The organism is Chryseolinea serpens (assembly GCF_900129725.1).
GTDB lineage: Bacteria > Bacteroidota > Bacteroidia > Cytophagales > Cyclobacteriaceae > Chryseolinea > Chryseolinea serpens.
In genome coordinates, this window is sequence record NZ_FQWQ01000005.1 from 365,711 (window position 1) to 392,138 (window position 26,428).

The following is a 26,428-nucleotide window of genomic DNA, read 5'->3' on the forward strand; positions in this document are numbered from 1 at the left end:
AAACCTTAAATTCGAATTTCAAGAATGAAAAATATTCTATTGATCGCCTTATGCCTGTTGATGACCGTTGCGGTCTATGGGCAGTATGACCTCGTGATCGTGGGGGGAACTCCGGGAGGGATCATGGCGGGCATTGCGGCCGCAAAACAAGGAAAGACCTCGGTCATCCTCGAGCGCACCAACCACATCGGCGGCCTTCCCGCCAACGGACTGGGCGCCACCGACATTGCTACACGCGGCGCCACGACCGGTCTGTTTGCCGAATTTATTTCGCGCGTAAAAAAACATTACGTGACCACGTATGGTGAAAATTCGAAGCAGGTGAAAGATTGCTCCGAGGGTTTTCACTTTGAACCCTCCGTGGGTGAAAGCGTCCTGGAACAAATGCTGGCGGAACAAAAGAACATCACCGTGCTCAAGATGCGCCAGTTTGATGTGCTGGAAAAAAATATCACGCTATACGACGACGTGATCCAATCGATCCGCGTGTTGAATCGCGAGAACGGAAAAACAGAAGAATACAAAGGCAAAGTTTTTCTGGACGCCACTTATGAAGGCGACCTGGGCGCCGCTGCAAAAATTCCTTTTCGCCTGGGACGCGAAGGCAAGGATGAGTTTGGTGAGACCGGCGCCGGCGTCGTGTACAAATATTGGGGCGGTCCCGAAGGAGAGGGCACTACGTTTCAGGGCGACAATGCCGTGCAATCGTATAACTACCGGTTATGCCTCACCAACAACCCGGCAAATCGCGTGGAAATTCAGAAGCCACTGAAATACAACCGCGAAGAATATGTTTCGCTCATCGAAGACGTTTGGACGGGCCGTCATACGGGCGTGCAGATGTTGAACGTGACCGAGGCCATGCTGGAGGAGAACCGGAAGCATATCGCCAAAGGCAATCCGTCAAAGATCCCTGGCGACGTGTGGGGCATCGCGCGACTCACCAACATGGTGACGTTGCCCAATGAAAAAACCGACGGCAACAACCAACACATGGCCTTTATCTCCACCGACCTACCCGAAGAGAACTGGCCCTGGCCCACGTCGGGCTGGGCATGGCGCGATGCGTATGCGCAGCGGCTGCGGTCGTATATCGAAGGCTTGTTCTGGTTTGCCCAGAACGACAAGGCGCTTCCCGAAAATTTTCGCAAAGCCGCCAAGGAATGGGGTTTTGCAAAAGATGAATACAAAGACAATGGCAATTTCCCACGCCAGGTCTATGTGCGCGAAGGCCGCCGTTTCGAAGGTGAATATTTCTTCACCACGAAAGACGCCACGCCGACCACCCCAGGCCAGCGACCCGTGGTGCACCCCGCCAGCATCACGGCCAGTCACTACGCCTTCGACTCCCACGCCGTGCGCAAACGCGAGCCCAATCGCCCGCACCTCGATGGATTCCTCAGCTATCCCTCGCAAGTCTACACCGTTCCCTACGGCGTGATGGTCCCAAAAACAGTGGACAACCTGTTGCTGCCTGTACCGGTCTCCGGAAGTCATATTGGATTTTCGACGTTGCGCATGGAACCTTGCTGGATGGCCATTGGTCAGGCGGCGGGCATAGCTTCAGCGTTGGCGATCGACAGCCACGTGAAAGTGAGAAATGTGGACATGAAAGCCTTGCAAAATAAATTGCTGGAACAAAACGCCACCTTGATCTACTACCGCGATTTGCAACCGGCCGACCCCGACTTTAAAATGGCACAGACGCTTGGTCTGCTGGGCTATCTTCCCGGTTGGGAGGCCAAACTGAACGAACCCGTCGACCAACCTACATTAGCACTGTGGGAAAAATTGAGCAATCGGAAACTCGCGGCCGAGCCCGGAAAGACCTTGCGCAAAGAAGTGCTTCAAAACCTTTTCAAAAATCTCTAACCCACATGCCTTCTCTTGTCCCTGTATTTCGCCGGCAATCGCCGTGTGAAGATGCAGGACGGGAGAGGCATGTCTTTCACCCGACCTATGGAAGAAGAAAAATCAGCCCTGCGCCAAGTGTTGCAGGCGCCTGTGATCATTGCAGCCCTGGGCTATTTTGTTGACATCTATGATCTGCTGCTCTTCAGCATTGTGCGCATCCCCAGCCTGAAAGCCCTGGGCCTGACGGGTGATCAATTGTTGAAGCAAGGTATATTCCTCATCAACGTTCAAATGGTGGGTTTACTCGCCGGCGGAATTCTATGGGGCATATTAGGAGATAAGAAGGGAAGACTCTCGGTACTCTTCGGCTCGATCTTGCTCTATTCCACAGCCAACCTGGCCAACGGCTTCGTGACCAATGTCACGCAATATGCCGTACTGCGATTCATTGCCGGCGTTGGCCTGGCGGGAGAACTTGGCGCGGGGGTGACGCTTGTCGCAGAGATCCTTCCAAAACAAATTCGGGGATATGGCACCACGCTGGTGGCTTCGGTTGGATTGTTTGGTGCCGTGCTTGCTTATTTTGTGGCTGCCTACACCGATTGGCAAGTGGCCTATTGGATCGGTGGTGGCCTCGGACTCTCGTTGTTGTTGTTACGCTACAGCGTGGCCGAGTCAGGCATGTTCGACGCCGTGAAGCATAAGGCCGTGGAGCGGGGCAATATTTTGAAATTGTTTTCCAACGCCAGGCTCTTCTTCAATTACCTGCGTTGCATTTTCATTGGCTTGCCGATCTGGTTTGTCATCGGCATCCTGGTCACCTTCTCTACGGAATTCGGCATCAGTCTCGGGCTTGATCTTCCGGTGGATGCGGGGAAGGCCGTGATGTTTTGTTATATAGGCCTGTCGTTGGGAGACCTGAGCAGTGGCGTGATCAGCCAGGCACTGAAGAGCCGCAAGAAAGTTGTGCTCCTGTTTATTTTTCTCACCACCACGGCGATGACGTGTTATCTGTTGCAGGGAAAATTTCCGTTATCCTTTTTTTATGGCAGCTGTGTTTTCCTGGGCTTTTCCATCGGCTACTGGGCGTTGTTTGTCACCATTGCCGCCGAACAATTCGGCACGAACATCCGGGCCACCGTGGCCACGACGGTTCCGAATTTTGTGCGGGGAACCGTGGTGCCCCTCACCATGATCTTCCAATGGCTGCATACCGGACACACCATGGTCACCAGTGCCGCCCTCGTGGGGGCAGGCACCCTCGTGGTCGCGCTCCTCGCGTTGTGGAAGATGAAAGAAACGTTTGGTAAAGAACTGGACTTTGTAGACTGATGAATTAGGATGGTCAATTGACGGCCATCCGCTCACGGCTTGCCGTGCCAATCCTGGTTCCAGATATCGGTGAACTGATCCGGATGCCGCCTGAACTCGGCGTTGACATACGGACAAAGCGGGATCACTTTCAACCCATGCTCGCGAACATAACTCGTCATGGCCTTCAATAATTTTGGCGCCACCCCTTGTCCCCGCAGTTTCTCCGACACTTCGGTATGATACACCGTAAGATTCTCCCCGGCCACCGACACGACCATCTCCGCCACGCGCTCCCCATCCTTCTCGATAAAAAAAGCGCCATGCCCCTTCGGGTTCAGACTAAGTTGAATTTCATCCATAATTAGAATGTCCTACCTGACCCCACAAATATCAACAAACTCCCAAACCCCACAAAACCGTTTTTGGTGTTGCCATCTGGGTTGAGTCGCCCGCCTTTGTTGGTGTTCTTCACCAACAAATTCAGCTTCCACTCACATTATTTATCCACCCAAAACCCACCCACCCCCGTCCACCCCCGAACATCTTTGTTCGAGGATGGAGACTAAATGCAGGAAAACCGCCTTTCAACGGCTATTTTCAACCCCACGATCGTGGCACCAATATTGGCTACCGTCCTACCTGGATTAACCCTCCGAACATGATCCGAAACTACTTCCGCACCGCCTACCGTTCACTCCTCAAGAACCGGGCGTTCTCCTTCATCAACATCTTTGGTCTCTCCATTGGTCTGGCAGCCTTCCTGTTCATCATTCACTACGTTCGCTTCGAGCGGAGTTACGAAAGTTATAATAAGAACGCCCCGAACATGTTTCGCATCACCCTGGATCTCTACAACGGGTCCGAATACGTGGTGACCGATTGCGAGACCTACGCCATCACCGGCCCGGCATTAAAAGAAAAAATGCCGGAAGTACTCGACTACGTCAGAATGTTTCACAACGACGGCCTGCAAGACGTTGCTGTGGGCGATCAAAAATTTCTCGAGGAAGACATCTATTTTGCCGACCCCTCGGCAATACCCCTGTTCGCGATAGAGCTCGTAAAGGGAGAGCCAGCCAAGGCGCTCTCGGTGCCTTTCCAGGCGATGATCTCCCGATCCATCGCCAAAAAATATTTTGGACGCGAGGATGTGGTCGGTGAAGAATTTGTGCTCGACCGACAAAAATATTATGTGTCGGCCGTCATGAAAGATCTCCCGGCCAATACGCACATTAAATTTGGTATCCTGCTCTCGCACGCCACGCTGCCGAAAAAGTATGGCTGGTATAAAGAAGATGCCTGGGGAAACAACAACGAATACACCTACCTGTTAATGAAGCCGGGAACCGACGTGGCCGCGTTCAATAAAAAACTCGCGGACTTTTCGGTGGTCATGAAAGATAAGATCAGCAATGACCGGTTGGCCGCGGAAAGTATGCCCGACATTCACCTGTACTCTCACAAAACATTCGAGCCCGAACAAAACGGCAGCGCCCGCACGGTATCGTTCCTGTTGCTCATTGCTGTGTTCATCCTGGTGATCGCGTGGGTAAACTACATCAACCTTTCCACCACGCGGGCGGTGGAGCGGGCGCGTGAGGTGGGGATCCGTAAAGTGATGGGTTCGCTAAAATCACAGCTTGTTTTTCAGTTCCTGTCCGAATCCCTTCTCGTCAACGGCTTGGCCGCCGTTTTGGCGTATGCGTTGTTCATGACCGCCTTGCCTTTGTTTCGCGAGTTCACCGGTCAACCGCTCCCCATCGAACTGACGAACGACATCACGTTCTGGTATTTATTTAGTGCACTGTGGATCGCCGGCACTTTCTTGTCGGGTTTGTATCCGGCTTTTGTGTTGTCGTCCTTCAATCCCTCTGCGGTGTTGAAAGGAAAATTCCGTTCTTCTTCCCACGGACAGCGGTTGCGACAGGGGCTTGTCGTATTTCAATTCGGTGCCACGGTAGTCCTGTTGGCCGGCATGTGTACGATCTACCTGCAGATCACTCACCTGAGAAACGTCGATTTGGGAATGAATATCGATCAGACCCTGATCATCAGAGGCGCTCATATCGACATGCCCGATTCTTTGTACAAAGCGGCTTATCAAACCTTGAAAACAGAGTTGCTTCGCCGCCCTTCGGTGCAGCAGGTGGCAGGAGCGGGATCGCTTCCGGGTCTTAGCCTTCACGAACTGAGCACGACCAACAACGTGAAGCGGGTCGGTCATGAAAACGAAGGGGGCAGTTACAATTATTATCAATTTAATATCGATGCTGATTTTATTGCTGCCATGGGCATGAAGCTGGCCGCGGGCCGTAACTTCACCGTCGACGATTCCGATGCCGACAAGGTGATTATCAACGAAGAGGCTGTGCGCAGACTGGGCTTTGCCAACGCTGAGGAGGCCCTCGGCAGCCGGATCACCTATTACAGTCAGCGAGGAAAACCCTCGGAGGTGATTGGGGTGTTAAAAAATTATTACCAGCGCTCGCCGAAGGAGGAGCACATTCCCATGGTTTTTACGTATGGCAACTATGCGGCCTACTTTGCCCTGCGATTAAAGACCAACCAGCCCTCGCAAACCATCGCCGAAGTGAAGCAAGTTTGGGAGAAGGTGTATCCCGACAACATCTTCCATTATTTCTTCCTCGACGATCAGTATAATCAACAATACCGCGCCGATGCTCAGTTTGGGGCGGTCATTGGAACGTTCTCTGCCCTGGCGGTCTTCATTGCCTGCCTGGGATTGTTCGGCCTCTCGTCGTTCACCATTGTGCAGCGCGCAAAAGAGATCGGCATACGTAAAGTGCTGGGCGCATCGGTGACGCAAATTGTGACACTGCTGTCGCAGGATTTTGCCAAGGTCATTCTCATCGCGTCGCTGCTGGCGTTGCCCGTGGCGTATTTTGCCATGGACGCCTGGTTGTCGAACTATGCGGTGAGGATTGATTTGAATGCCTGGATCTTTGTGTTGCCGGTGGCGATGATCCTTTTATTTGCGCTGGGCACCGTCAGCTTCCAGACCATCCGGTCGGCGCTGTCCAATCCATCCCAGGCCTTAAAACAGGAGTAAAGATTTTTTTTTGAGGCCTTTAAAATGCCCGCCAACGCACAGCCGTTTCCGGATGTGAACACGGCCGGGCTAGGTTACCCTTTGTTTTTGATGAATTTATAGGCATCCTGTCAAATGGCACATGGATTGGACGGAGATGAGAACGAAATGCACGTGCAAACTCATGAAAAAGATAGACATCCTGAATTTCATCACCAATTTCCGCAAAGCTCCCAACGACATCAAAACACACGGCCAGATCCTGGCCCACCTTGGCGCTGACCACGAACCGGCGATCAACCACATGCTGGAAGAACTCAAACAAGCACGGGTGATCAAGGAAGTGGAACTACAGGGTGAGAAGGCTTTCCAGGTAGTATCGAGATAAGCCACCTCCCGTAATTCATGGATTTGGAGGACCCGTGTAGCCTGGGAGATTCCTCATTTTATTCAAAAAACTTACAAGCCGGCGTGAATGTCGTGGCGAATCTTTTTCTTGGATGATTAAACCTTGTCTATGAAATCGTTACTCCCCCTCGCGTTGTGCTTAGTCATCGCGAGCGCCTTCGCCAGCGAAGCCGACAGCACACAGGTCTTGGCCGACAGTCTGGAGGCGACCTTCAACTATCAACACGGCGAAATCAAATTTGAAAATGGCATCGGCACGTTGAATGTGCCGGAGGGATTCCGCTACCTCGATCCAAAGCAAAGTGAATATGTGATCCACGACCTGTGGGGAAACCCCGGCGGCTCGGGCACGTTGGGCATGATCTTGCCCGAGGAGATCGGCATCACCGAAGGTGCGTGGGCGTTCATCATCACCTATGAAGAGATGGGCTACGTGAAAGACGACGATGCAGACGACATCGACTATGACGACCTGTTGGAAGAACTTCAGAAGGAAACAGTCGAAGGCAACAAGGAACGCGAGAAGGAAGGCTATGAACCCATCACCCTGGTGGGTTGGGCGGCAAAACCCTACTACGACAAAAGCAAAAACGTACTCCACTGGGCCAAGGAAATAAAGTTTGGCGAAGCCGAAGAGAGCACCCTCAACTACAACGTGCGCATCCTGGGAAGAAAAGGCGTGCTGGTCCTGAATGCCGTTGCTTCCATGAACGAGCTTCCTGAGGTGGAGAAAAATATTGATCCCGTTCTCACGTCGTTTAGCTACGGCGAGGGCAACAAATATTCCGACTTCAACCCCGACGTCGATGAAGTAGCCGCATGGACCATTGGTGGTCTGGTAGCCGGAAAAGTGCTGGCCAAGGTCGGTATCCTGGCGTTGCTCCTGAAGAACATCAAACTGGTCGGCCTCGCCATCGTAGGCGCCTTCGCTGGTATACGCAAGTGGTTCAAGAAAAAAGTTGATCCCCCTGCCGTAAGAGACATCGGCGGCGGCACCCCGGAACCTCCCGCGGACTCCACGCCAGCATAAGGGAGCGAGCACGGACTTCATTTTTAGCGAAGAATCCTCGCCGAGAAGAAAATAAAAAGAGGCTGTCTCAAAAAGGCAGCCTCTTCCTTTTGATTGACCTGACGCAATCCAGTCTTGGGGACAGACACCAGAGCAAACATTGGCACTCCTTTGGATTTTAATAACCCCAGGCTTTAGCCTGGGGTTACAAAAAAAGAGACTGTCCTTTGAGACAGTCCCTTTTTCATTTTGTGGTTGAACAAAAGGTTCAAGCACTGACCACGTCGACCGAAGCCTGCGTTACGCTGCGGACAAACGGTTGCCGTTTCCAATAGGTGAGACTTCGCCAGGCCCATTCGAGTGGTCCGTATAAGAAGAAACGCATCCAGATATTGCAGAAGACGATTTGAAACGCCCACACGGCAGCGACGACAAGATAGATCTCATAGCGTTGCAATTTTCCGAAGAGCGCAAAGCCGTAGCCGTTGAAAATGATGCCGCAAATCAGCGACTGCCCGAGGTAGTTGGTGAAGGCCATTTGTCCGACGGGCCTGAAAATGGCAAAGAACCAATTGAACCATCCCGACTTATACAGCAACATGATCAGGCCCAGGAAGCCGAGGGCGCGCGGGGTTCGGGTGAGCTCGTAGAAATGGAACGGCACATGTTTTACGTATTCAAACCAATTGAAATGATAATCTACTTTTAGCTTCACGTGCCAATAAGAAAGTCCCAGGCCTACACCCAAACCCAATACGCACATCCAGGCGTAAACTTTCAGGGGTGCGTTGCCGGTGATGATGCCGAGTTTGAAGAAGGCCATACCCAGCATGAAGAAGATGAGCACGTCCCAAAGCGACAGGTATAGATACGACGTCAGGTTGTCGACATAGTTTTGCGTTCGGTACGCATAGGAGCCGGCATAGCCGGAACGCACTTTCTCACCGACGTTGTTCATGCGTTCTACTTTTGCTTCGTGCTTCGAGCGCTCCTTAAAGGTTTTCATATCGGCCAGTTGTTCTTTTTGCAGGGCGGTGAGTTTCACCTGTGTGGTGTCGAGCGCCGCTACGGCCTCGCCTTTTTCGATGATGGATTTCCGAAGATACAACTCGCGGTTTTCGCGCGCCACCATGAGCAGCACACAGACACCGGCGCCGATGATGAGCGCCCGTGGCGTCCAGTCGCGGATGACAAACAGCATCATGCCGTAGCAAGCGTAGTCGAGTAAGATGTCACCTTCCCAGAGCAGAATATAAACATCGACCAGCGAGAACGCCATAAGCCACAGCTGGCGACGGAAGAAATAGTCCGCGGGCTGCAGACCCTCCGTGCGTTTCAGCTGGCGGCCGACAAACAGGATGATGCCCGCGCCAAAGAGCATGGAGAACATCGCGCGTTGGGTGCCGGAAAAAATCCAGTCCACCCCAAACCAGAGGTAATAGTTGATGGTGCCGAATTCATTCAACACGGAAGGGTCGCCTTCCGCCACACCCGGAAAAGCGAACCCCAGGATATTCATGAGCAGGATGCCGAGAATGGCCAGACCGCGAAGGATGTCAAGCACCACAATGCGCTCCGCCTGGCTTACCGGCGCGGCAAGGGTCGGATTAGGTTGCATGAGAGGGAGTTTTAATCAAGTTAACGAAATTTTTGCTGCAGCACACCCACCCTGACTCCCCCCCGAAATTCCAACCCAGGATTCTGAATTCCGAATTCTGAATGCTAACTCCCTGAATTCTGTACCCTGGTTCCCGGAATTCTGACTCCCGAATTCTGGGCTCCTGGCTCCTGGACTCTGGCCCCTGGCTCCTGGATTCTGGCTCCTGAATTCCGCATCCCCGAAATTTTGAAAGTCCCCACCCAAATCCGAAATTGCGCCCCCATTTTCAAAAAACAACTATGACCTCCATCTCCTGTGGCATCGACTTCGGAACGTCCAATTCGAGCGTGGCCATCGGAACGGGCACGGCTGTGAGCCTCGTACCCGTGGAAGGCGAGCAGGTGACGATCCCCAGCGCGCTCTTTTTTCTGAGGCCCAACAACGAAGCCTACTTTGGCCGCGAGGCCGTGAACATGTTCTTCGAACGCGAAAGCGGCCGCTTCATGCGAAGTCTGAAACGCGTGCTCGGTACGTCGCTCATGACCCAGGGCACCGCCGTGAACAACCGCCACATGCACTTCAACCGCATCATCGGTTTGTTTCTGACGAACCTGAAAGAAAGGACGGACGCCTACGCCGGAGCCGACGTTGAGAATGTGGTGATGGGCCGCCCCGTCCATTTTGTGGATCACAATCCCGCGGCCGACGATCGCGCGCAGGAAGAGCTGAAAGCCATTGCACAGCAAGTCGGGTTTCGCCATGTGGAATTTCAGTTCGAGCCTATCGCCGCCGCGTTTGCCCACGAGGTGAACATCCAAGGAGAACAACTCGCCATTGTGGTTGACCTGGGAGGGGGCACGTCCGATTTCACCGTGATCCGATTATCCAATCGGTATATTCGCAAAGCCGACCGCACCGCCGACATCCTGGCCAGCACGGGTGTGCGCATTGGCGGAAATGATTTTGATAAGGAATTGAGCTTGTCGCTCATCATGCCCGAGATCGGCTATCGCACTACGTATGGTGAAAAAAATATCGAGGTGCCGTTGCACCCCTTTCACCAGTTGGCTGAATGGAGCAAGGTCAATTTTATCTATACCCCGAAAGCGTTAATGCAGACGCGCCAGATCCTGCATCAATCGCACGACCCAGGCCGGTATGCCCGGCTGCTCCGCGTGCTTGAAAAAGAAACAGGCCACGCGTTGTTAGCTGCAGCCGAACGGGCGAAGATTGTGTTGACAGCGCAAGTGGAACACCAGGCGCTCTTTGATTTTATTGAAGACGATTTTGTGTTGACTATTGGGAGAAACCAATTTGAAGTTTCCATCCAGGAAGAGGTGCGCAAAATTTCGGCGGCAGCCCGAAAGTGCTTACACGATGCACAGGTCAAACCGGAAGCCATCGACCTGGTGATCCTCACGGGTGGGTCAACGGAAGTTCCCGTGGTGCAGGCCGAGTTTAAAAGACTTTTTCCTCAAGCCGCCATTGCTGATGAAAACAAATTGAGCAGCGTTGGACTGGGGCTTGCTTACGATAGTCGGAATAAATTCAATTAATAAGCCTAAGCCACCACGGCATGGGCAATCGCAAAGCAAGCCACACGCCTGGAGCATGATACCTGTGTGGTCAATTTGACAACTTATGCTTAGATTTAATTTCCAGGAATAATCAAGCATGCCTGCCGTTTTATGCTATGGAGACCATTGAACTGATTTTTACCATCTTGATAGTAGGGCTCCTGTCGATAGGATTAATCGTATTGATACTGAATCCGAAGCCGATATTCAAAGCGGTATTAATAGACATGCCGTTGAATTTGTTTAGGAAATCTCTCGTCGTCCAGCTATTCCTTTCGATTTTTGGAGGGAATGCCGACAGCCCGTATGGCCTGGGGAGAAAACGATATGTCAACTTCGGCAAATCAAAAAAAATCGGGTTAATTTGGGAAACGGATGGAGACAAGATAAAGGAGAGCATTGTGGAAGCCCTGGCTTCTATCCATGAAAAACCAGACGCCTGTGATTTTCAAATCACTACCGGACCAACGCTCTCGGTTATTAAGCCACCCGATTCGATTTCGTTCTATACCTTTCATTACGTGATACAATGGCTAAGCGAAGCAAACCTGAAGAGCGCAGGCCTGGTGGTAAGCCCGCGCATGGCCTATTCGTTTTACAACGATCCGGATTCTGAAAATTTAATCGGTCGCACCGACAGGGGAGCAGGCTTCTACATCTCGCTCCTGGAAGACTATGGCGCCAGGCCATTTTTGAGAATGAGCAAATACATCGTGACGCCCGATGTGTTTAATGTAGAATCTTTGAAGGCGTACTTAAAGGAAGAAGAACAGCTCGCAAGTCAGACTGCAGGCAAATAATTTTTTATGGCAGATCACACCGTGTCCTCCAATGCCAATGCCCGGGTGAATACCCTGGTGAAGAAGCTAATAAGCACCGTATTAGCATTGTCTATCTTTAATATGGTCACCGGTTTTATGCCGCTAGTGCTCTGGACGTTCGATATTGAGGTGCCGGGGTTCGTTAGTGACAATGGCTCTCTTATTGGAGGCGCTGCCTTTGGCGGTTTAATGTACGCCACAATGAAACGAAATCCGGTGGCCCTTCCGGTATGCCTCTTGACTTGTCTGACGCCCCTTTATGGTTGCATTCTTTACCTTCTTTCCACAACCCTGCTGCAAGACTATGAATGAGAAAATGATTGCACTTATCCGTAAATACGCTTTGTGGCTGACCGTGACTTATGGAATTCAATTTGCCCTCGTGAAAGTTGCCTATCAGTTTAACTATGGTTTTGACTTAGACAACCCCAAATACATAGTGGTACTGATTCAGGTTTCTATTTTCGTGATGCACACGCTGCTAAATGTGATTACAGCCTTCGTGATAAAAAGAGACAAGGATAAATTTCAAATCTATACCCAATATGTCTACCTGGCCACGGTCCTATTCCGGTCCCTGGGAGTCTTTGCTTTTTTGTTGTACGCATTTTTTAGCGAGCAGCCGGCAAAACAAAGCCCGGAGGAAGCAAGCTGATCTTTCATATCACGTGTTGAAATCTGAAAAGAAGCGATGAATCTCTGAATTCCGCAAACGACCTTTGTTTTTTGAGGCAAACGCATGGATTTTCCGTTCTCCTGAAAAAAATAAAAAAAAATTTATCAAGCCTGTCCAATTCCTGTCCATCCGGTCATTGTTGGGGTGTAATTAAACTTCAACAAGATCATTTAAACAGAAAACAACATGGAACAGAGAATCAATGCACTTGAAAAAGGACAAAATGCTTTCAAAGCGATGTATGGATTGGGTGTCTACCTGGCAAAATCGTCGATCGAGAAACCCCTCCAGGATTTGATGTATTTCAGAGTGTCGCAAATCAACGGTTGCGCCTATTGCCTGGACATGCACAGCAAGGACTTGCGGGCTCACGGCGAAACGGAACAACGCCTTCACATGATCGCCGCCTGGCGTGAAACCCCGTTCTACACCGACCGCGAACGCGCCGCGCTGGCCTGGGCTGAGGCCCTGACCCTGGTCACGCAAGGCCACGTTTCCGACGCGGTATATGAACAGGTCCGCAGCGAATTTTCAGAAGAGGAAATCATCGATTTAACGGTGGCGGTTAATACAATTAATGACTACAATCGCATTAATATTGCGTTCCGCACCACGGCGGGCGGCTACCAGGTGGGCGCGTTCGCGGTTCACAAATAGTCCATAAAAAAATATCAACAGACAACGACCTTTAAACAACACAACCATGAAAGATTTCATGTTTTTATTCCGGCAGCCCAACTACGACTACAGCAACACGTCGCCCAAGGAAATGCAGGCGCTGGCGGAGAAGTGGCAGGCCTGGGTGGCCGGCATCGAGGCGCAGGGAAAATTTGGCAGTCACGGCGCGCGTCTGGCCATGGAGGGCAAAGTGCTGAAGCCCGGCGGCGTCATCACCGACGGTCCCTTTGTCGAGCTCCGCGAGCGGCTTGGCGGCTTCGTCGTGGTGAAGGCCGAAAACCTCGACGATGCCATCACCCTGGCCCATGGTTGCCCAGCCATTGACATGGGGGGAAGCGTAGAGGTCAGACCACTTTATGAATAGATGAATCGATAGAAAAAGAGTAAACCCGCTTTGCGTAAAAGTGGGTTTACTTTTTTATTTGGACTGGATTTTATTTTTTGAAAATGGAGCAGGAATTCGACTCACTAAAACATTTATTCCAGCAGGAGTTCACCAAAATGGTGGCCGTCATCAGCAAGCTCTTTGGCTTGCAACACATCGAAATGGCCGAAGACATTGTGAGCGAGACGTTCTTGCAGGCATCCGAGACCTGGGGTGTGAAAGGCGTCCCCGCCAACCCAACGGCCTGGCTCTACACGGTGGCCAAGCACAAAACCCTCTACCAATTTCGCCGGAACAAGATCTTCGACAATAAGGTGGCCCCGGAGTGGGTGGCCCAGGAAAAAGAACAGGCGTATGTGGAGCCCGACTTTTCAAAAGAAAACATCAAAGACAGCCAGCTGCAAATGCTGTTTGCCGTTTGCAACCCCGCGATTGTCAGCGAAGCGCAAATAGGGCTGGCGTTGCGCATCCTCTGCGGGTTTGGGATAGACGAGATCGCCGACGCATTCTTGTCCAACAAGGAAACGATCAACAAGCGCTTGTTCCGCGCCAAAGAAAAACTGCGCACCGAAAATGTGACGATGGAGCTGCCCGGTGTTGCCGAGATCGCCAGTCGCCTCGACAACGTGCTGCACATTATTTACCTGTTGTTTGCCGAAGGCTATTACTCCAAAACGCAAGACCAGATCCTGCGCAAAGACCTGTGCGTGGAAGCCATGCGCCTGGGGTTGATGCTCACCGAATACGCTCCCACCAACCAACCCCACACCAATGCGCTGATGGCCCTGATGTGCTTTCATGCCTCGCGCTTCACGGCCCGGCAAACCGGCGAGGCCTCCTATGTATTATATGAGCAACAGGACGAACAGCTTTGGGACCAGGACCTCATCCACCAGGGCATTTATTTCCTTGGGCTTTCCGCTCAGGGCAACGAGGTGAGTTCCTACCATTTGGAGGCACGGATCGCCTATTGGCACTGCGTGAAAGAAGATACGCCCGAAAAATGGGAAGAGATCCTGGCCTTGTATGACCATTTATTGCAGGTTAACTATTCCCCCAGCGTAGCGCTGAACCGCGCCTTTGCTTTATTCAAAGTGAAAGGACCACAAGCCGCCCTGGCGGAAGCCGAGACATTGAAACTGGAGGACAATCATTTCTATTTTGTCTTGCTGGGCGAACTCTATAAGCATATCGATAGCCAAAAAGCCAAGTCCCATCTTCAAAAGGCCTACGCGTTGGCCAAAACGCAAACAGAAAAACAAGTGATCCAGGAGAAGATGGACGACCTGGAGAAGTAATATTGAAACTGTCGTCCCCTTCTAACAACGGTTGGCTTAGTGTTCGTACTACACTTCCTTTCCCGCGAGGTTGTCGGCTCGCCAATGTTAAGTTTTTTCAACGGTCAATTGTTTTTGCCGATTTGGATCGAAAATTGTTCATTGTGTCATGGCCTGACTAAACCCAAGCCACCGTTTTAAAATGAATTCTTTCTATTCCTAAACCCTGATTCTCTTATGAAAAAATTACTCTGGATCATTTTTTTGATCCCCCTGGTCACTCATGCCCAATTTAAAAAAGGCGATGTCTATCTGGGCGGCACATTTTCGCATTATAATGCCGCCGGCACTTTTTACATCACACCCTTTGTAGGTTACTTTGTCAATCCACGTCTGGCTTTGGGAGCCGATCTGCAGCTTAGTTCTTCAAGAAGCGAAAGTGCCATCCAGTATGCTGACGGCATACACCAGGCTGTAATCACCAGCCGCGGTGTAGTCCTTTCGCTCAACGCCAGAAGGCTTTACACCCTGTCGGACAAATTTTTTTTCGCGTTGCAGGGGGAGATAGACTATCAGCGCTCGTTTATAAAACAAGAGGTTCATGAGCTCAATTCAACAACCCGTTATAATTTCTATGGTTTTGGACTCGTGGTGTCACCGCGGTTCATCTATTTTCCTTCGTCCCGTTGGAGCATTGAAGGAGGGCTAGGGAGCCTGGGATGTTCTTTTTCAAGGAATCTCTCCAATGATACAAATACACAGTCTGTTGGACTTAATCTGGGCCAGGTGACATTAGGATTTGCTTATTATTTCAGAAAGCAAAACAGCACCTAGAGGAAATGAAGAAGAGCGAACATGGAAACGCAACTTGTCCGTTGTTTTGGATAAAAAACCGTTCGCTACCTAATCCGGCTAAAGACATGCCGGCCCTTTAGTATGATAACGTTTTACGATGCTTTTATCCCAATCCCCAATGAGAAGACTATTATTATGGATCACTTTGATGATCCCATTCCTGGCGAATGCCCAATTTAAAAAAGGCGACTCCTTTCTTGGCGGTACCATTTCGTATCAAGGCACCGAAGGTGATGTTGATGTCACACCCTTTGTAGGATACTTTGTGAATCCACGGCTTGCCCTGGGCGCCTCTTTACAGGTTGGCTACGCGAAGAGCGAGCAGCCCGGTCAATATAATGGTGGCATCCACCAGATGATTAATACCACCCGGGATTTTACTGCCGCCCTTACTGCCCAGCGATTCTACACGATCGCTGATAAATTCTTTTTTTCACTGCGAGCGGCAGCAAGTTACACGCGTACATCCGAAAAGGTAGAAATCCTTGACTATGACATTACAAGCTATAATAACCTTTATAGTGTGGGTGCAGAAGTAACGCCACTCTTCCTTTATTTTCCTTCTTCCCGTTGGAGTATCGAAGCGGGACTTGGAAGTTTGAAGTATGCCTTTACCCGGGGTCTCACGGATCGCTCCAATAGACAAAACGTAAGCCTGGACTTTGGTAAAGTGTCGTTAGGTTTTGTCTACTATTTCAGAAAGTCGTAACCCTAAAAAAATCAACCTTATCATTAATACCATTAACAGCAATACAATATGAAAAAAATATTCTTTCTTCTTTTACTTACCCCGGCCGTTGTAAAAGCTCAATTTAGCAAAGGCGACGCTTTTCTAGGGGGTAATGTTTCCGGATCCTACTATCACTACGCTCCTGTCGAGAATCAGCGGAACTTGAACTATTATCGCAATACGAACTATAGTTATTCACTCTCACCTATCTTCGGATTCTTCACCAGCAAGCGGTTTGCCTTAGGCGGAAATATTGAGATTGGCCGGACAAGCACCACAAATGTATATGGTACAAATTTGAACAGTGTTAAAAGCCAAAGCACCGACGGTTCGGTTGCCCTTCTGGGGAGATATTTTTTCACGTTTAATGAAAAATTTCTATTTGCGCTGACGGGTGATGTTTTCTATTCCAAATCCCAAACCACGAACAAATCCGCCGACGGCACCGAAACCACTGACAAGTCCAATAGCTCCGGCGTGCATGTGAAGCCCACCTTCTTATTCTTTCCTTCACGGCGCTGGGGATTTGAAGCCAGCATAGGAAGCATTGAATTTGTCCATAGTAAAACTGTTCGTGGTCAAAGTGTTATGGGGGACACGAAGAATGATGATTTTAAGGCTACCTATGGAGCAATCTCCCTTGGCCTTGCCTACTATTTCAGGAAGTCGTAACCATACAAAGATCTTGATCATCCATCACCGTAATCCTACCCTTGCCGAGACTCCACCGGCACGGGTAGGGTTGTCGAGGCCTCCTACGGCAATCTCCCTCGGCGTTGCCTGCTATTTCAAGAATTCGTATCATTATAGATGTTCACCATCCATCACGTTAGCCTTGCCGAATGCCCGTGATTTAAAGTGTGAAAAAAGGCTGGGCTGAGGCCAGTATCTTTTGGCTAGGGTTGGCGTTGTGTGTACTATACCTTTATGATCGCATGAAAGTCTATCGCTTCTTGGCAGAAGCTTTTCCAAACGGGTCCTTTGTTTTGGATCGAGAATTGCGCCTTCATCGAGGCCGGCTAAATCCATGCCGGCACTTCCGCATGATAACGTTTTACGAAACCTCAACCCTAATCCCTCATGAAAAAACTATTCCTTTGGATCCTGCTGGGGATCCCGTTCCTGGTCAATGCCCAATTTAAAAAAGGCAATGTCTATGTTGGTGGCATCTTTTCGTACCAAAATACCGGAGGCAATGTTTACCTCACACCGTTTGCCGGTTACTTTGTCAACCCGCGGCTGGCCCTTGGCACCTACGTGCAGATGGGTTATTCGAGACGCGAGGACGATGGACAATTTAGTGATGGTTTCCATCATTATATAAGTAGCGACCGTGATTTCAGCACGGCCATTACCCTCGAGCGATATTACGCGATTTCCGAGAAGTTTTTCTTTGTGCTGCATACGGAGGGGGTTTATTCGCGCGAATACCTGGAGCAGGAAATTCCTGACTTGGATGCCACCTACTACACGAATCATTATAGTATTCGCATAAACGTGATGCCGGTTTTCATGTATTTCCCTTCTCGTCATTGGAGCATCCAGGGCGGCCTTGGGTATCTGGGATATGCTTTTACGAAGAGCTTGTCGGATGGTTCCGACAGCCATTCTGTGAAGCTTGAGTTTGGAAAATTGTCATTGGGGTTTGCCTACTACTTTAGAAAGGACCCGTCGAGCAAAAAATGATTTCCAATTTTTAAAACGATATCCCTCAACAGCATATACCTATGAAAAAAATATTCTTTCTTTTCCTAATGGCTCCGATTGTAGTTCATGCTCAATTCAGCAAAGGCGATGCCTTTCTGGGAGGCACGTTGTCTGGTTCTTACAGCGACTTCTCATCCGCCAAGAATCCGATGGGGCTGAACTATTACGTTAGGTCGATTTATAGTTATTCCATTTCTCCCACCTTGGGGTTCTTTACGAGTAAGCGATTTGCCCTGGGTGGAACTATTTCGGTTGGCGGGTCGGGTACGGAAATTGGTCCCGATACGAATATGCAAAAAAATTACACTACGAACGGTTCGGTTGCCGTAATGGGTAGATATTTTTTTCCACTGAGCGAAAAATTTATGTTTGCGCTGACCGCTGATGTTTTCTATTCCCGTTCAAAAGACGACAACGCAAATGGTGACGGAAGTCGCTCGATCGACAAGTCTTATAGCACCGGCCTCCATGTCAAGCCCACCCTTCTATTCTTTCCCTCACGGCGTTGGGGATTCGAAGCCAGTGTAGGAAGCGTGCAGTTTGTACATGATCAAAGTCTCACGAAGGATGTGAAGACCGACAATTTTAACGCGACCTTTGGAGCCGTCTCCCTCGGCGTTGCCTACTACTTCAGGAAGTCGTAACATTTATTTCAAGAAGTCGTAAGATTACTCATGTTCTTCACCATCCATCACCGTAATCCTACCCTTGCTGAGTACCAGACTTTAAGACAGCGCGTATCCTGGCCGGCCTTCGACGACGCATTGGCCGGGGCAGGTCTTTCGAAATCGCTCTTTAGTGTGGTCATTCAAAATGAACACGGCCACACCGTTGGCATGGGTAGGATTGTGGGGGATGATGCGCTCTATTTCAATATTCACGATGTGATCGTCGTCCCCGAATGTCAACGGCAAGGGGTTGGTAAAATGATCGTGAAGGAACTGCTGGCCTACGCAGACAAAAAAGGTGGAACAAATTCCCAGATCGGATTGAGCAGCAGCAAAGGACGGGAAGCCTTTTATCGCGCGTTCGGATTCACCGAGAGACCCAACGATCGCATGGGCGCCGGGATGGTCCTTGTGAAGAAGTGAAACGCTGTTTCCATACGACAGCGAACGGTTGGCATCAATTCGGTAAAGAAGATTTTTCATGTCAAGTTTCTATCGTGAAACTAAAATTGGTATTTTCGAGATACACCAAACCGCGTGCGCCTCACGATGAATTTCATCCGAACAACATCCGCCAGCAAAGACTTCCAGAAATTGGTAACCGAACTGGATGCTGACCTCCGCATTCGCGATGGCGAAGACCATACCTTCTATGCCCAGTTCAACACCATCGTCCAGATCAAACACGTGGTCGTAGCCTATGAGGGTGAATTGCCCGTGGGTTGTGGGGCCATCAAGGAATATTTGCCAGACGCGATGGAAGTGAAACGTATGTATGTACCTCCGAGTCACCGGGGAACAGGCGTGGCGTCGGGCGTTTTGACGGAGTTGGAGAAGTGGGCTCGGGAGATGAACTATGAACGCTGCGTATTGGAAACGGGAAAAAAACAACCCGAAGCGATCGGACTGTATAAGAAGAACGGCTACGCCATCATTCCCAACTATGGGCAATATGAAAATGTGGAGAACAGCGTATGCTTCGAAAAAAAATTGTGAGATAGACGCTTTCCGGCGCAGAACATTCGCGCCGGTTTGTCGTTTGCCGCTCACCCGCCAGGCGGGAGGGCTGACGTAAAATTTATCGTGTATTTACAGACAGGCTTTATACCTTTGCATCGTGAACCGTGGGAAGGATCGGAGAAAATTAGAGACGATGAGCCTGAGCCTTGTGCTTTGGCTGTGGGCCGGCGTGGGCTTTGCGCAAAACCCTGTGCAGATCCGCGACGAGGTGGATCAATACATTTTTTCGTTTAGCGAGATCGAATACCTCGAAGACCCAGGCGGAAAGCTTTCCGTCGAAGCCGCTGCGTCCGCACAATGGTCATCCCAGTTCAAACCGAGCAAGACCTTCAGCCCGCAGAACTACAACCGCGCATCGTATTACTGGTACCGGATCAAGATCGCTCACGATCCCAAAAGCAAACGCCACTGGCAGATCGAATTTTTTGATCAGACCATCGACGAACTGAGTTTCTACATGCCCGAGGCGTTGGGCGGCTACCGCCTCGAGTCGTTTGGCGACAACTTCCCGTTTGGCAACCGCTTCCTCAAACACAAGAATTTCATCATTCACCTGCCCGACCAATACGACGGCACCTACACCTATTATTTCCGCGTGAAGTCGCGACAGCGCGCCGACATCCTGGTGGTGCTGCGGCCCCTGGAATATTTCTTCAACTATGCCCTGGACGAGTATTTTTTCTTTGGCATTTTCTATGGCATGATCCTCGTGTTCTGCTTCTACAACTTCCTCATGTTTGTAGCGGTGCACGAGCGGCATTATCTCTATTATATATTGTACCTGCTGGGTGTCGGTCTATATGAAATGAGCTCCGACGGCATCGCGTTCCAATACCTGTGGCCCAATGCCACGGAGTGGAATCAGTACGCGCCTGGCTTCGCGTTGTATTTTGCCTCTACATTCGCTTTATTTTTTGCCGCGTCGCTGCTCAACCTGAGAAAACAATATCCACGGTTGCTCTGGGTACTCGGCGGCGTGCTGGTTTTGCGCACGGCCTATCTCCTGGTGAGTTTCTATGTATCCGACCGCTGGTTCAACTTGCGCTTTGTTGAGGTTGTTCCCTTCCTGGCGGCGTTCTATGCGGGCATCTATGCCTTGCGAAAAGGATATCGGCCGGCGCGCTTCATGGTGGTGGGCTATTCATTTTTATTTCTCGGCATCGCCATCAAGTTCATTCAATACCTCGACATCAACTGGTTGCCCTTGGGTGAGCTGACGCACTATAGTTTGGGCTTTAGTTTTATCATGGAGATGATGTTCCTGTCGTTTGCCATCAGCGACAAGATCAAACTGTTACGACTGGAAAAAGAGAAAGCGCAGGAGAGTATCATCGAACAATTGAAGGAAAATCAGAAGCTGAAAGACTCCCTGAACGAAGAACTGGAGCAACAGGTGAAGATCAAGACCGGTGAGTTGGTTCAAAAATCGGATTTCATCGCCGCACAGAACCGGCAACTGGCCGAAGCCAATCAAAAGCTGGCGATTCAGGCCGAAGAAATTGCAGCCATGAATGCGCTGCTGACGCAGGATAACAAAAAGCTGAAACACGACGTGGAGGTGGTAACTGAAGCGCGCATTTTGTCGAAGGAAGTAGATTTTGAAGAGTTCAGCGCCATGTATCCCGACGACGCCAGCTGTCTGCGATTCCTGGCCGAGATCAAATGGCAGGGGGATTTTACGTGCACCAAATGTCATCACCACCATTTCAGTGAAGGCCGGAGCCCCTACAGCCGGCGGTGCTCGCGTTGCGGATACGACGAATCGGTGACGGCCTACACGCTGTTGCAGAACACCAGGCTCCCGATCAACAAGGCTTTCTACATGATCTTTTTGGTCTATTCAACCAACGGCACCATCTCATCGCACAAGCTTTCGGAGATCCTTCACATCCGTCAAAGTACGTGTTGGTCGTATAGCTCCAAGATCAAAAAAGCGATGAAAGAGAAGCGAAAACACGGTGAAACCCGCCACGAGGGATGGCATTCTATATTATTAGTGGAGGAACCCACCGTGTGACGTCACACAAAAAGGCGCTTTTTAGCCAGTGGAAACCGTTTTCGATCCGGTCGAAAAAAAAATAAAATATTTCTTCTCCTGCCCCCAAAAATTTAAGTCACTCATTCTCTATCGATTACGGAACCCTTTCCCGAAACCGATTGCGCCAATTCTGGCGTATCACTTTCCACGTCCCTCTCCCCATAGAAACCCGGCCAGTGGCCCCCAGGCGGGGAATTAAGGTTGTGCATGAACCGTATCAAAGCCTGTAACATACTATAGCTCAATGTGTTAGTTTGTGTTTTTTGGCGATCATGTCCAATTTTGGATCAAGACTAAACGCAACCTTTTTTATCACTCTATGAAGATCATTTTACGAATAATGGCCTTGCTCATGCTGTGCAGCATACCGGCGTGGGCACAAAGTGTGGTGACAGGCAAAGTCACAACGACAGGCGGGGAGCCACTCCCGGGAGTAAGTGTGCTACTGAAAGGAACGTCGACGGGATCCTTGACCGATGCCGACGGGAACTACACGATCAATGCTACCGAAGGAACTTTGGTGTTTTCTTTTATCGGCTACAAACCCGTCGAAGCCCTCATCGGTGGGCGGACGTCAGTAGATGTATCGATGGAAGACGATGTGACCACCCTGGAGCAGATCGTGGTGGTGGGTTATGGTACCCAGGAGAAAAAAGATATCACGGGTGCGGTAGGCGTAGTGGACCAGAAGGCCATGGCCTCGCGTCCCAACACGCAATTCGGAAACCTCATCCAGGGCAAGGCTGCCGGTGTGCAGGTGATCGTACCCAGCGGTAAGCCCTCAGCCGGATTCAGCATCCGCGTTCGTGGGGCGACGTCGATCTCGGGTAACAACGAGCCACTGTACGTTGTGGATGGTGTTCCTTCTTCGGACACGCGGACCCTCAACCCGGCCGACATTGAAAGCATTTCCGTTTTGAAAGACGCATCATCCGCCGCCATCTATGGTGCGCAGGGTGCGAACGGCGTGGTGCTCATCACCACCAAACGCGGCAAGACCGGCACACCGAAAGTGGACTTCAGCGCCTACACCGGTTTTTCGAGCGCCTGGAAAAAATTGAAAGTACTGAACAGCGAACAATACCGCGACCTGATGACGGAGTTCGGTCAGACCACCGACTGGAGTCAGTACACCGCCAACACCGACTGGCAAAATGAGATCTTCCAAAACGGACGCTCGCAAAACTACCAGGTGGGCATCTCGGGAAAAACCGATAAAACGAACTACTACATTTCCGGAGGCTGGATGCAACAGATCGGCGCCGTGCGCAGTTCCGAAATGGACCGCTACAACTTCAAGGTGAACCTCGAACAAAAAATGAACGACTGGCTCACCGTGGGCACCAACCTGAACTACATGCGCTATCACGATGTGGACGTGAGCGACAACACGAACGTGAACAGCGGTGGTGTTATTCTCGGCATGCTGTCCACGCCGCCGAACATCGGCATCTTCCGTCCCAACGGTACGTATAGTGCTAACCCTTTTCAAGACTGGGAGAACCCCGTGGCCGGCACAGATGGATCGGATCGCAACTACAAGAACCAGCGCCTGCTGGGCAACGTGTATGCCGAGATCAATTTCCTGCCCGACCTGAAGTTCCGCAGCAACGTGGGCACCGACTACCAGATGGGCATGAACGATTACTTCCTCAATCCCTTCATGACCAGCTATGGCCGCGCGAAAAAAGGTATCGGCCGCAACGAGGTGAACCTGACCAACTACTACATCATCGACAACACGTTGAGTTACAAGAAGACCATCGATCAGCATAATTTTAACGTGCTCGTCGGTTCGGTCATACAGAAATACCGGTGGGAGAATAATAAGATCGAGAAGACTGGCTATTCCAGCGCCAGCGTGCCCACCACCAACGCGGGATCGACCATCACCGAAGCTACCAACGACAAGAGCGAGAAATCAAATGCATCGTTCATCGGTCGCGTGACCTATGATTATGCTGGCCGTTATTTGTTGACAGCAAACTTCCGCGCCGACGGTTCGTCATCGTTTGGCCCGAACAAGCGATTTGGATACTTCCCGTCGGTTTCCGTGGGATGGAGAATTTCGGAAGAGAATTTCTTCCAGGGCGTTCAGGCGGTGAGCGATTTGAAATTGCGCGCAGGCTGGGGTCTGGTGGGTAACGACCAGGGGGGATACGCCTACATCGGTCGAGTGGCCAGCGGCGCAAACTATCCTATCGGTGGCGTGATCCAACCGGGCACGTATCCCGAGTCGATCCAGAACAACGATTTGAAATGGGAGAGCACGGAGCAAACCAACCTCGGATTGGATTTCTCCGTACTGAATTCGCGCGTTCAGTTTTCGGCTGATGCGTATTTGAAAAATACATCAGGTTTATTGTTGAACGTACCCCTGCCGGAATCCACCGGTTTTGATTCCGGGTTGCAGAACGTTGGAAAGGTTCAGAACAAAGGCCTCGAGTTCCAGGTGTTATCGCACAACCTCGTGGGAGACCTCACCTGGGATACGGACTTCAACATTTCTTTTAACCGAAACAAAGTGATCTACACGCAAGGCCAGCAGATCATCGGCGGCGGTGTGGCCGGACGTGGTGACGGTAGCTACACGGTGGAAGGCAAACCGATGGCGATGTTCTATGGTTATGTCGCCGGCGGTGTTGACCCCGCCACGGGTAATGCGTACTACATCGATAAGAAAGGGGAGAGCACTTTCACGCCCTCGGCCGATGACCGCACGTTCATTGGCAATCCGAATCCCAACTTCTACTATGGGATGACGAACACCCTGGGCTATAAAAACTTTGCCTTGAGCATTTTCCTCCAAGGCACACAAGGCAATGATATTTTGAACGCCACCCGCATCGAAACGGAAGGCATGACCGACGCGAAGAATCAGTCGCAGGTCGTTTCACACCGTTGGCGTGCACCCGGCGATGTGACCGACATCCCGAGGGCAAGCTGGGGCAGCACCGACAACTCGCGACTGTCGACCCGTTTTGTGGAAGACGGCTCCTACATGCGGGTGAAGGCCGTCACGCTGAGCTATAACGTTCCGACCAATGTGCTGTCGAGAGTCAAGATGAGCAACCTGAAGGTGTATGTAACGGGCGAGAACCTGTTCACCTTCACCCACTACAAGGGCTATGATCCTGAAGTGAGCGCCTTTGGCAACGACAGCGATAACCAGACGAAGAACATCGCGCTGGGTATTGACTACGGAACATTTCCGCAGACGCGCAATCTCATCTTCGGTGTAAATGTTTCATTCTAATCCGAGACCTGTTATGAAAGCAAAATTTATAAATTTCATATTCGTCCTTTCCGTGGTGGTCCTGTTGTCTTCGTGCGATGACTACCTGGCGCTGGACCCTATCTCCACCAACACGAGCGCAAACGCCTATCTCACGGCTTCCGATGCAGAAGCCGCCGTGACGGGTGCGTACGATTCGTTTTCGCAAGAGTATTACATCTGGGATAACATTATCTTCAACGACGTGATGTCGGATAATTATTATGCCGGTGGCGACAATGCCGAAATATTTGCCGTGGAAGATCTCAACGTGGTGCCAACCAACAGCCGGTTGTGGAACAACTGGTCGCAGATCTACAACGGTATTCTCAAGGCCAACATCGTGCTGGATAAAATTCCGGCCATCACCGATATCCAGCTGACGGAAACGCGGCGGTCGCAGATGTTGGGCGAAGCTTCTTTTCTTCGCGCCTTTCATTATTACCAACTGGTGAAAATGTGGGGCGGTGTTCCACTGATCACCAAACCGGTGTCGTCTACTTCGCCGTCGGAAACACAGATCGCTGCAAGTACAGAAGCCGAAGTGTATGCACAGATCATCGCCGACCTGGAATTTGCCGTGGCGAACCTTCCCGACAAGTACAGTGACGCAGCGGATGTGAACAAGGCGCGCGCCACCAAGGGTGCAGCCAACGCGATGCTCGCAAAAGTATACGCCCAGAAATCGGATCGTGACTACGCGAAAGTGATCCAATATGCCAACGCCGTGATCAGCAGCCCCGCAGGCTATACATTGCTGGCCAAGTACGGCGACCTCTGGGATGGCGCACACTACAACAATGCCGAGTCCATCATGGAGGTGCAGTTTGTTGGCGGCACGGAAGCCAACTGGGGCCCCGGCTTGTTGCTCCCGCCCTCCATTACCAACGATACGTGGAGAAAATTTGTGACTCCGTCGCACGACCTCATCAACGCGTTCGATGCAGAAGGTGATACACAACGCAAAGACGCCAGCATCCTGTTTGAAAAAGCGCCTTGGGCCGACGAGTTCTGGTCCGTGACGGTGAACGGCCAGGTGCCCTTCGCCTACAAATGGAAAACATCCGTATCCAGCACGAACCGTCAATACATCGTCCGTCTGGCCGACATCATCCTGTTGAAGGCAGAAGCGATGGCCGCAACCGGCGATATCGGCGGCGCAAAAACGGCATTGAACCTGGTGCGTCACCGCGCCGGCCTTGGCGACACGCCGGCTACGGATGCAGCCCAATTGAAGACGGCCATCCTCAACGAGCGCCGGCTTGAGTTGACGCAGGAAGCGCAGCGCTGGGACGACCTTCGTCGTAACAATGTGGCTGTGGATGTGATGAACAACCTCGTAGAGATGAACCTCATCACCGGACAACAAAAGGTCTATAACATGACGAAGGAGAAACAGCTGTTGCCCATCCCACAATCGGAGCGCAACCGGAACGTGAACCTGGGTCAGAATCCCGGCTATAACTAAACTCACCGCCTTAAATTGCT

24 protein-coding genes are annotated in these 26,428 nt (G+C 51.0%); 22 read left to right on the forward strand and 2 right to left on the reverse strand.

Annotated features, from left to right (window positions below; translation table 11 throughout):
- The first annotated feature begins 24 nt into the window (after positions 1-24).
- Positions 25-1,872 carry an FAD-dependent oxidoreductase gene (locus tag BUB30_RS29575; protein WP_073141865.1) on the forward strand — a complete coding sequence of 616 codons (1,848 nt, stop codon included), beginning with the start codon at positions 25-27 and terminating at the stop codon, positions 1,870-1,872.
- A gap of 87 nt (positions 1,873-1,959) precedes the next feature.
- A complete protein-coding gene (locus BUB30_RS29580; RefSeq protein ID WP_073141867.1) occupies positions 1,960-3,186 on the forward strand; it encodes an MFS transporter in 1,227 nt (408 codons plus the stop codon).
- 32 nt (positions 3,187-3,218) lie between these two features.
- On the opposite strand, the gene BUB30_RS29585 is transcribed toward BUB30_RS29580, so the two are convergent.
- Positions 3,219-3,527, reverse strand: coding sequence for a GNAT family N-acetyltransferase (locus BUB30_RS29585; protein WP_073141869.1), 309 nt, complete (start codon positions 3,525-3,527; stop codon positions 3,219-3,221).
- A 299-nt stretch (positions 3,528-3,826) separates the two neighbouring features.
- On the opposite strand from BUB30_RS29585, the gene BUB30_RS29590 reads away from it, so the two are divergent.
- From BUB30_RS29590 to BUB30_RS29600, 3 genes are all read left to right on the forward strand, one after another.
- The gene (locus BUB30_RS29590) at positions 3,827-6,238 is read left to right on the forward strand and encodes an ABC transporter permease (protein ID WP_073141870.1); all 2,412 of its coding nucleotides are present in this window, start codon (positions 3,827-3,829) and stop codon (positions 6,236-6,238) included.
- 163 nt (positions 6,239-6,401) lie between these two features.
- A complete protein-coding gene (locus tag BUB30_RS29595) occupies positions 6,402-6,605 on the forward strand; it encodes a hypothetical protein (protein ID WP_143165136.1) in 204 nt (67 codons plus the stop codon).
- Positions 6,606-6,734: 129 nt separating this feature from the next.
- The gene (locus BUB30_RS29600) at positions 6,735-7,655 is read left to right on the forward strand and encodes a DUF2167 domain-containing protein (protein ID WP_073141874.1); all 921 of its coding nucleotides are present in this window, start codon (positions 6,735-6,737) and stop codon (positions 7,653-7,655) included.
- 247 nt (positions 7,656-7,902) lie between these two features.
- On the opposite strand, the gene BUB30_RS29605 is transcribed toward BUB30_RS29600, so the two are convergent.
- Entirely contained in the window at positions 7,903-9,252 is a 1,350-nt protein-coding gene (locus BUB30_RS29605) for a DUF418 domain-containing protein (RefSeq protein WP_073141876.1), read from the reverse strand.
- Between the two features lie 281 nt (positions 9,253-9,533).
- Between BUB30_RS29605 and BUB30_RS29610 the strand changes: the two genes are divergently transcribed.
- The 17 genes from BUB30_RS29610 to BUB30_RS29690 all read left to right on the forward strand — a co-directional run bounded on the left by BUB30_RS29610 (position 9,534) and on the right by BUB30_RS29690 (position 26,408).
- Positions 9,534-10,790: an Hsp70 family protein gene (locus BUB30_RS29610; RefSeq protein WP_073141878.1), complete on the forward strand. Its 1,257-nt coding sequence runs from the start codon at positions 9,534-9,536 to the stop codon at positions 10,788-10,790.
- A 260-nt stretch (positions 10,791-11,050) separates the two neighbouring features.
- Positions 11,051-11,611: a hypothetical protein gene (locus BUB30_RS29615; protein WP_143165137.1), complete on the forward strand. Its 561-nt coding sequence runs from the start codon at positions 11,051-11,053 to the stop codon at positions 11,609-11,611.
- A gap of 6 nt (positions 11,612-11,617) precedes the next feature.
- Positions 11,618-11,944: a hypothetical protein gene (locus tag BUB30_RS29620; protein WP_073141881.1), complete on the forward strand. Its 327-nt coding sequence runs from the start codon at positions 11,618-11,620 to the stop codon at positions 11,942-11,944.
- Entirely contained in the window at positions 11,937-12,287 is a 351-nt protein-coding gene (locus tag BUB30_RS29625) for a hypothetical protein (protein WP_073141883.1), read from the forward strand. The genes BUB30_RS29620 and BUB30_RS29625 overlap by 8 nt, the downstream gene beginning before the upstream one ends.
- Positions 12,288-12,494: 207 nt before the next feature.
- Entirely contained in the window at positions 12,495-12,965 is a 471-nt protein-coding gene (locus BUB30_RS29630; protein ID WP_073141885.1) for a carboxymuconolactone decarboxylase family protein, read from the forward strand.
- A gap of 46 nt (positions 12,966-13,011) precedes the next feature.
- Positions 13,012-13,350 carry a YciI family protein gene (locus BUB30_RS29635; RefSeq protein WP_073141887.1) on the forward strand — a complete coding sequence of 113 codons (339 nt, stop codon included), beginning with the start codon at positions 13,012-13,014 and terminating at the stop codon, positions 13,348-13,350.
- Between the two features lie 83 nt (positions 13,351-13,433).
- On the forward strand, positions 13,434-14,669 hold the full coding sequence (locus BUB30_RS29640) for an RNA polymerase sigma factor (protein ID WP_073141888.1): 1,236 nt from the start codon (positions 13,434-13,436) through the stop codon (positions 14,667-14,669).
- 216 nt (positions 14,670-14,885) lie between these two features.
- A complete protein-coding gene (locus tag BUB30_RS29645; protein ID WP_073141890.1) occupies positions 14,886-15,482 on the forward strand; it encodes an outer membrane beta-barrel protein in 597 nt (198 codons plus the stop codon).
- 139 nt (positions 15,483-15,621) lie between these two features.
- Positions 15,622-16,212, forward strand: coding sequence for a hypothetical protein (locus BUB30_RS29650; protein ID WP_143165138.1), 591 nt, complete (start codon positions 15,622-15,624; stop codon positions 16,210-16,212).
- Positions 16,213-16,260: 48 nt separating this feature from the next.
- Positions 16,261-16,905, forward strand: a complete 645-nt coding sequence (locus BUB30_RS29655; protein WP_073141893.1) for a hypothetical protein — start codon at positions 16,261-16,263, stop codon at positions 16,903-16,905.
- Positions 16,906-17,313: 408 nt separating this feature from the next.
- Complete coding sequence (locus tag BUB30_RS29660) at positions 17,314-17,919, forward strand: hypothetical protein (RefSeq protein ID WP_073141895.1); 606 nt, start codon at positions 17,314-17,316, stop codon at positions 17,917-17,919.
- Between the two features lie 41 nt (positions 17,920-17,960).
- Positions 17,961-18,584, forward strand: a complete 624-nt coding sequence (locus BUB30_RS29665) for a hypothetical protein (protein WP_073141897.1) — start codon at positions 17,961-17,963, stop codon at positions 18,582-18,584.
- A 30-nt stretch (positions 18,585-18,614) separates the two neighbouring features.
- The gene (locus BUB30_RS29670; protein ID WP_073141899.1) at positions 18,615-19,031 is read left to right on the forward strand and encodes a GNAT family N-acetyltransferase; all 417 of its coding nucleotides are present in this window, start codon (positions 18,615-18,617) and stop codon (positions 19,029-19,031) included.
- Between the two features lie 126 nt (positions 19,032-19,157).
- Positions 19,158-19,604 (forward strand): GNAT family N-acetyltransferase, encoded by a 447-nt coding sequence (locus tag BUB30_RS29675; RefSeq protein ID WP_073141901.1) that lies wholly within the window; start codon positions 19,158-19,160, stop codon positions 19,602-19,604.
- A 157-nt stretch (positions 19,605-19,761) separates the two neighbouring features.
- Entirely contained in the window at positions 19,762-21,645 is a 1,884-nt protein-coding gene (locus tag BUB30_RS29680) for a 7TM diverse intracellular signaling domain-containing protein (RefSeq protein ID WP_073141903.1), read from the forward strand.
- A gap of 340 nt (positions 21,646-21,985) precedes the next feature.
- Entirely contained in the window at positions 21,986-24,922 is a 2,937-nt protein-coding gene (locus BUB30_RS29685; protein WP_073142471.1) for a SusC/RagA family TonB-linked outer membrane protein, read from the forward strand.
- A gap of 13 nt (positions 24,923-24,935) precedes the next feature.
- Positions 24,936-26,408, forward strand: a complete 1,473-nt coding sequence (locus BUB30_RS29690) for a RagB/SusD family nutrient uptake outer membrane protein (RefSeq protein ID WP_073141905.1) — start codon at positions 24,936-24,938, stop codon at positions 26,406-26,408.
- Positions 26,409-26,428: the final 20 nt, after the last annotated feature.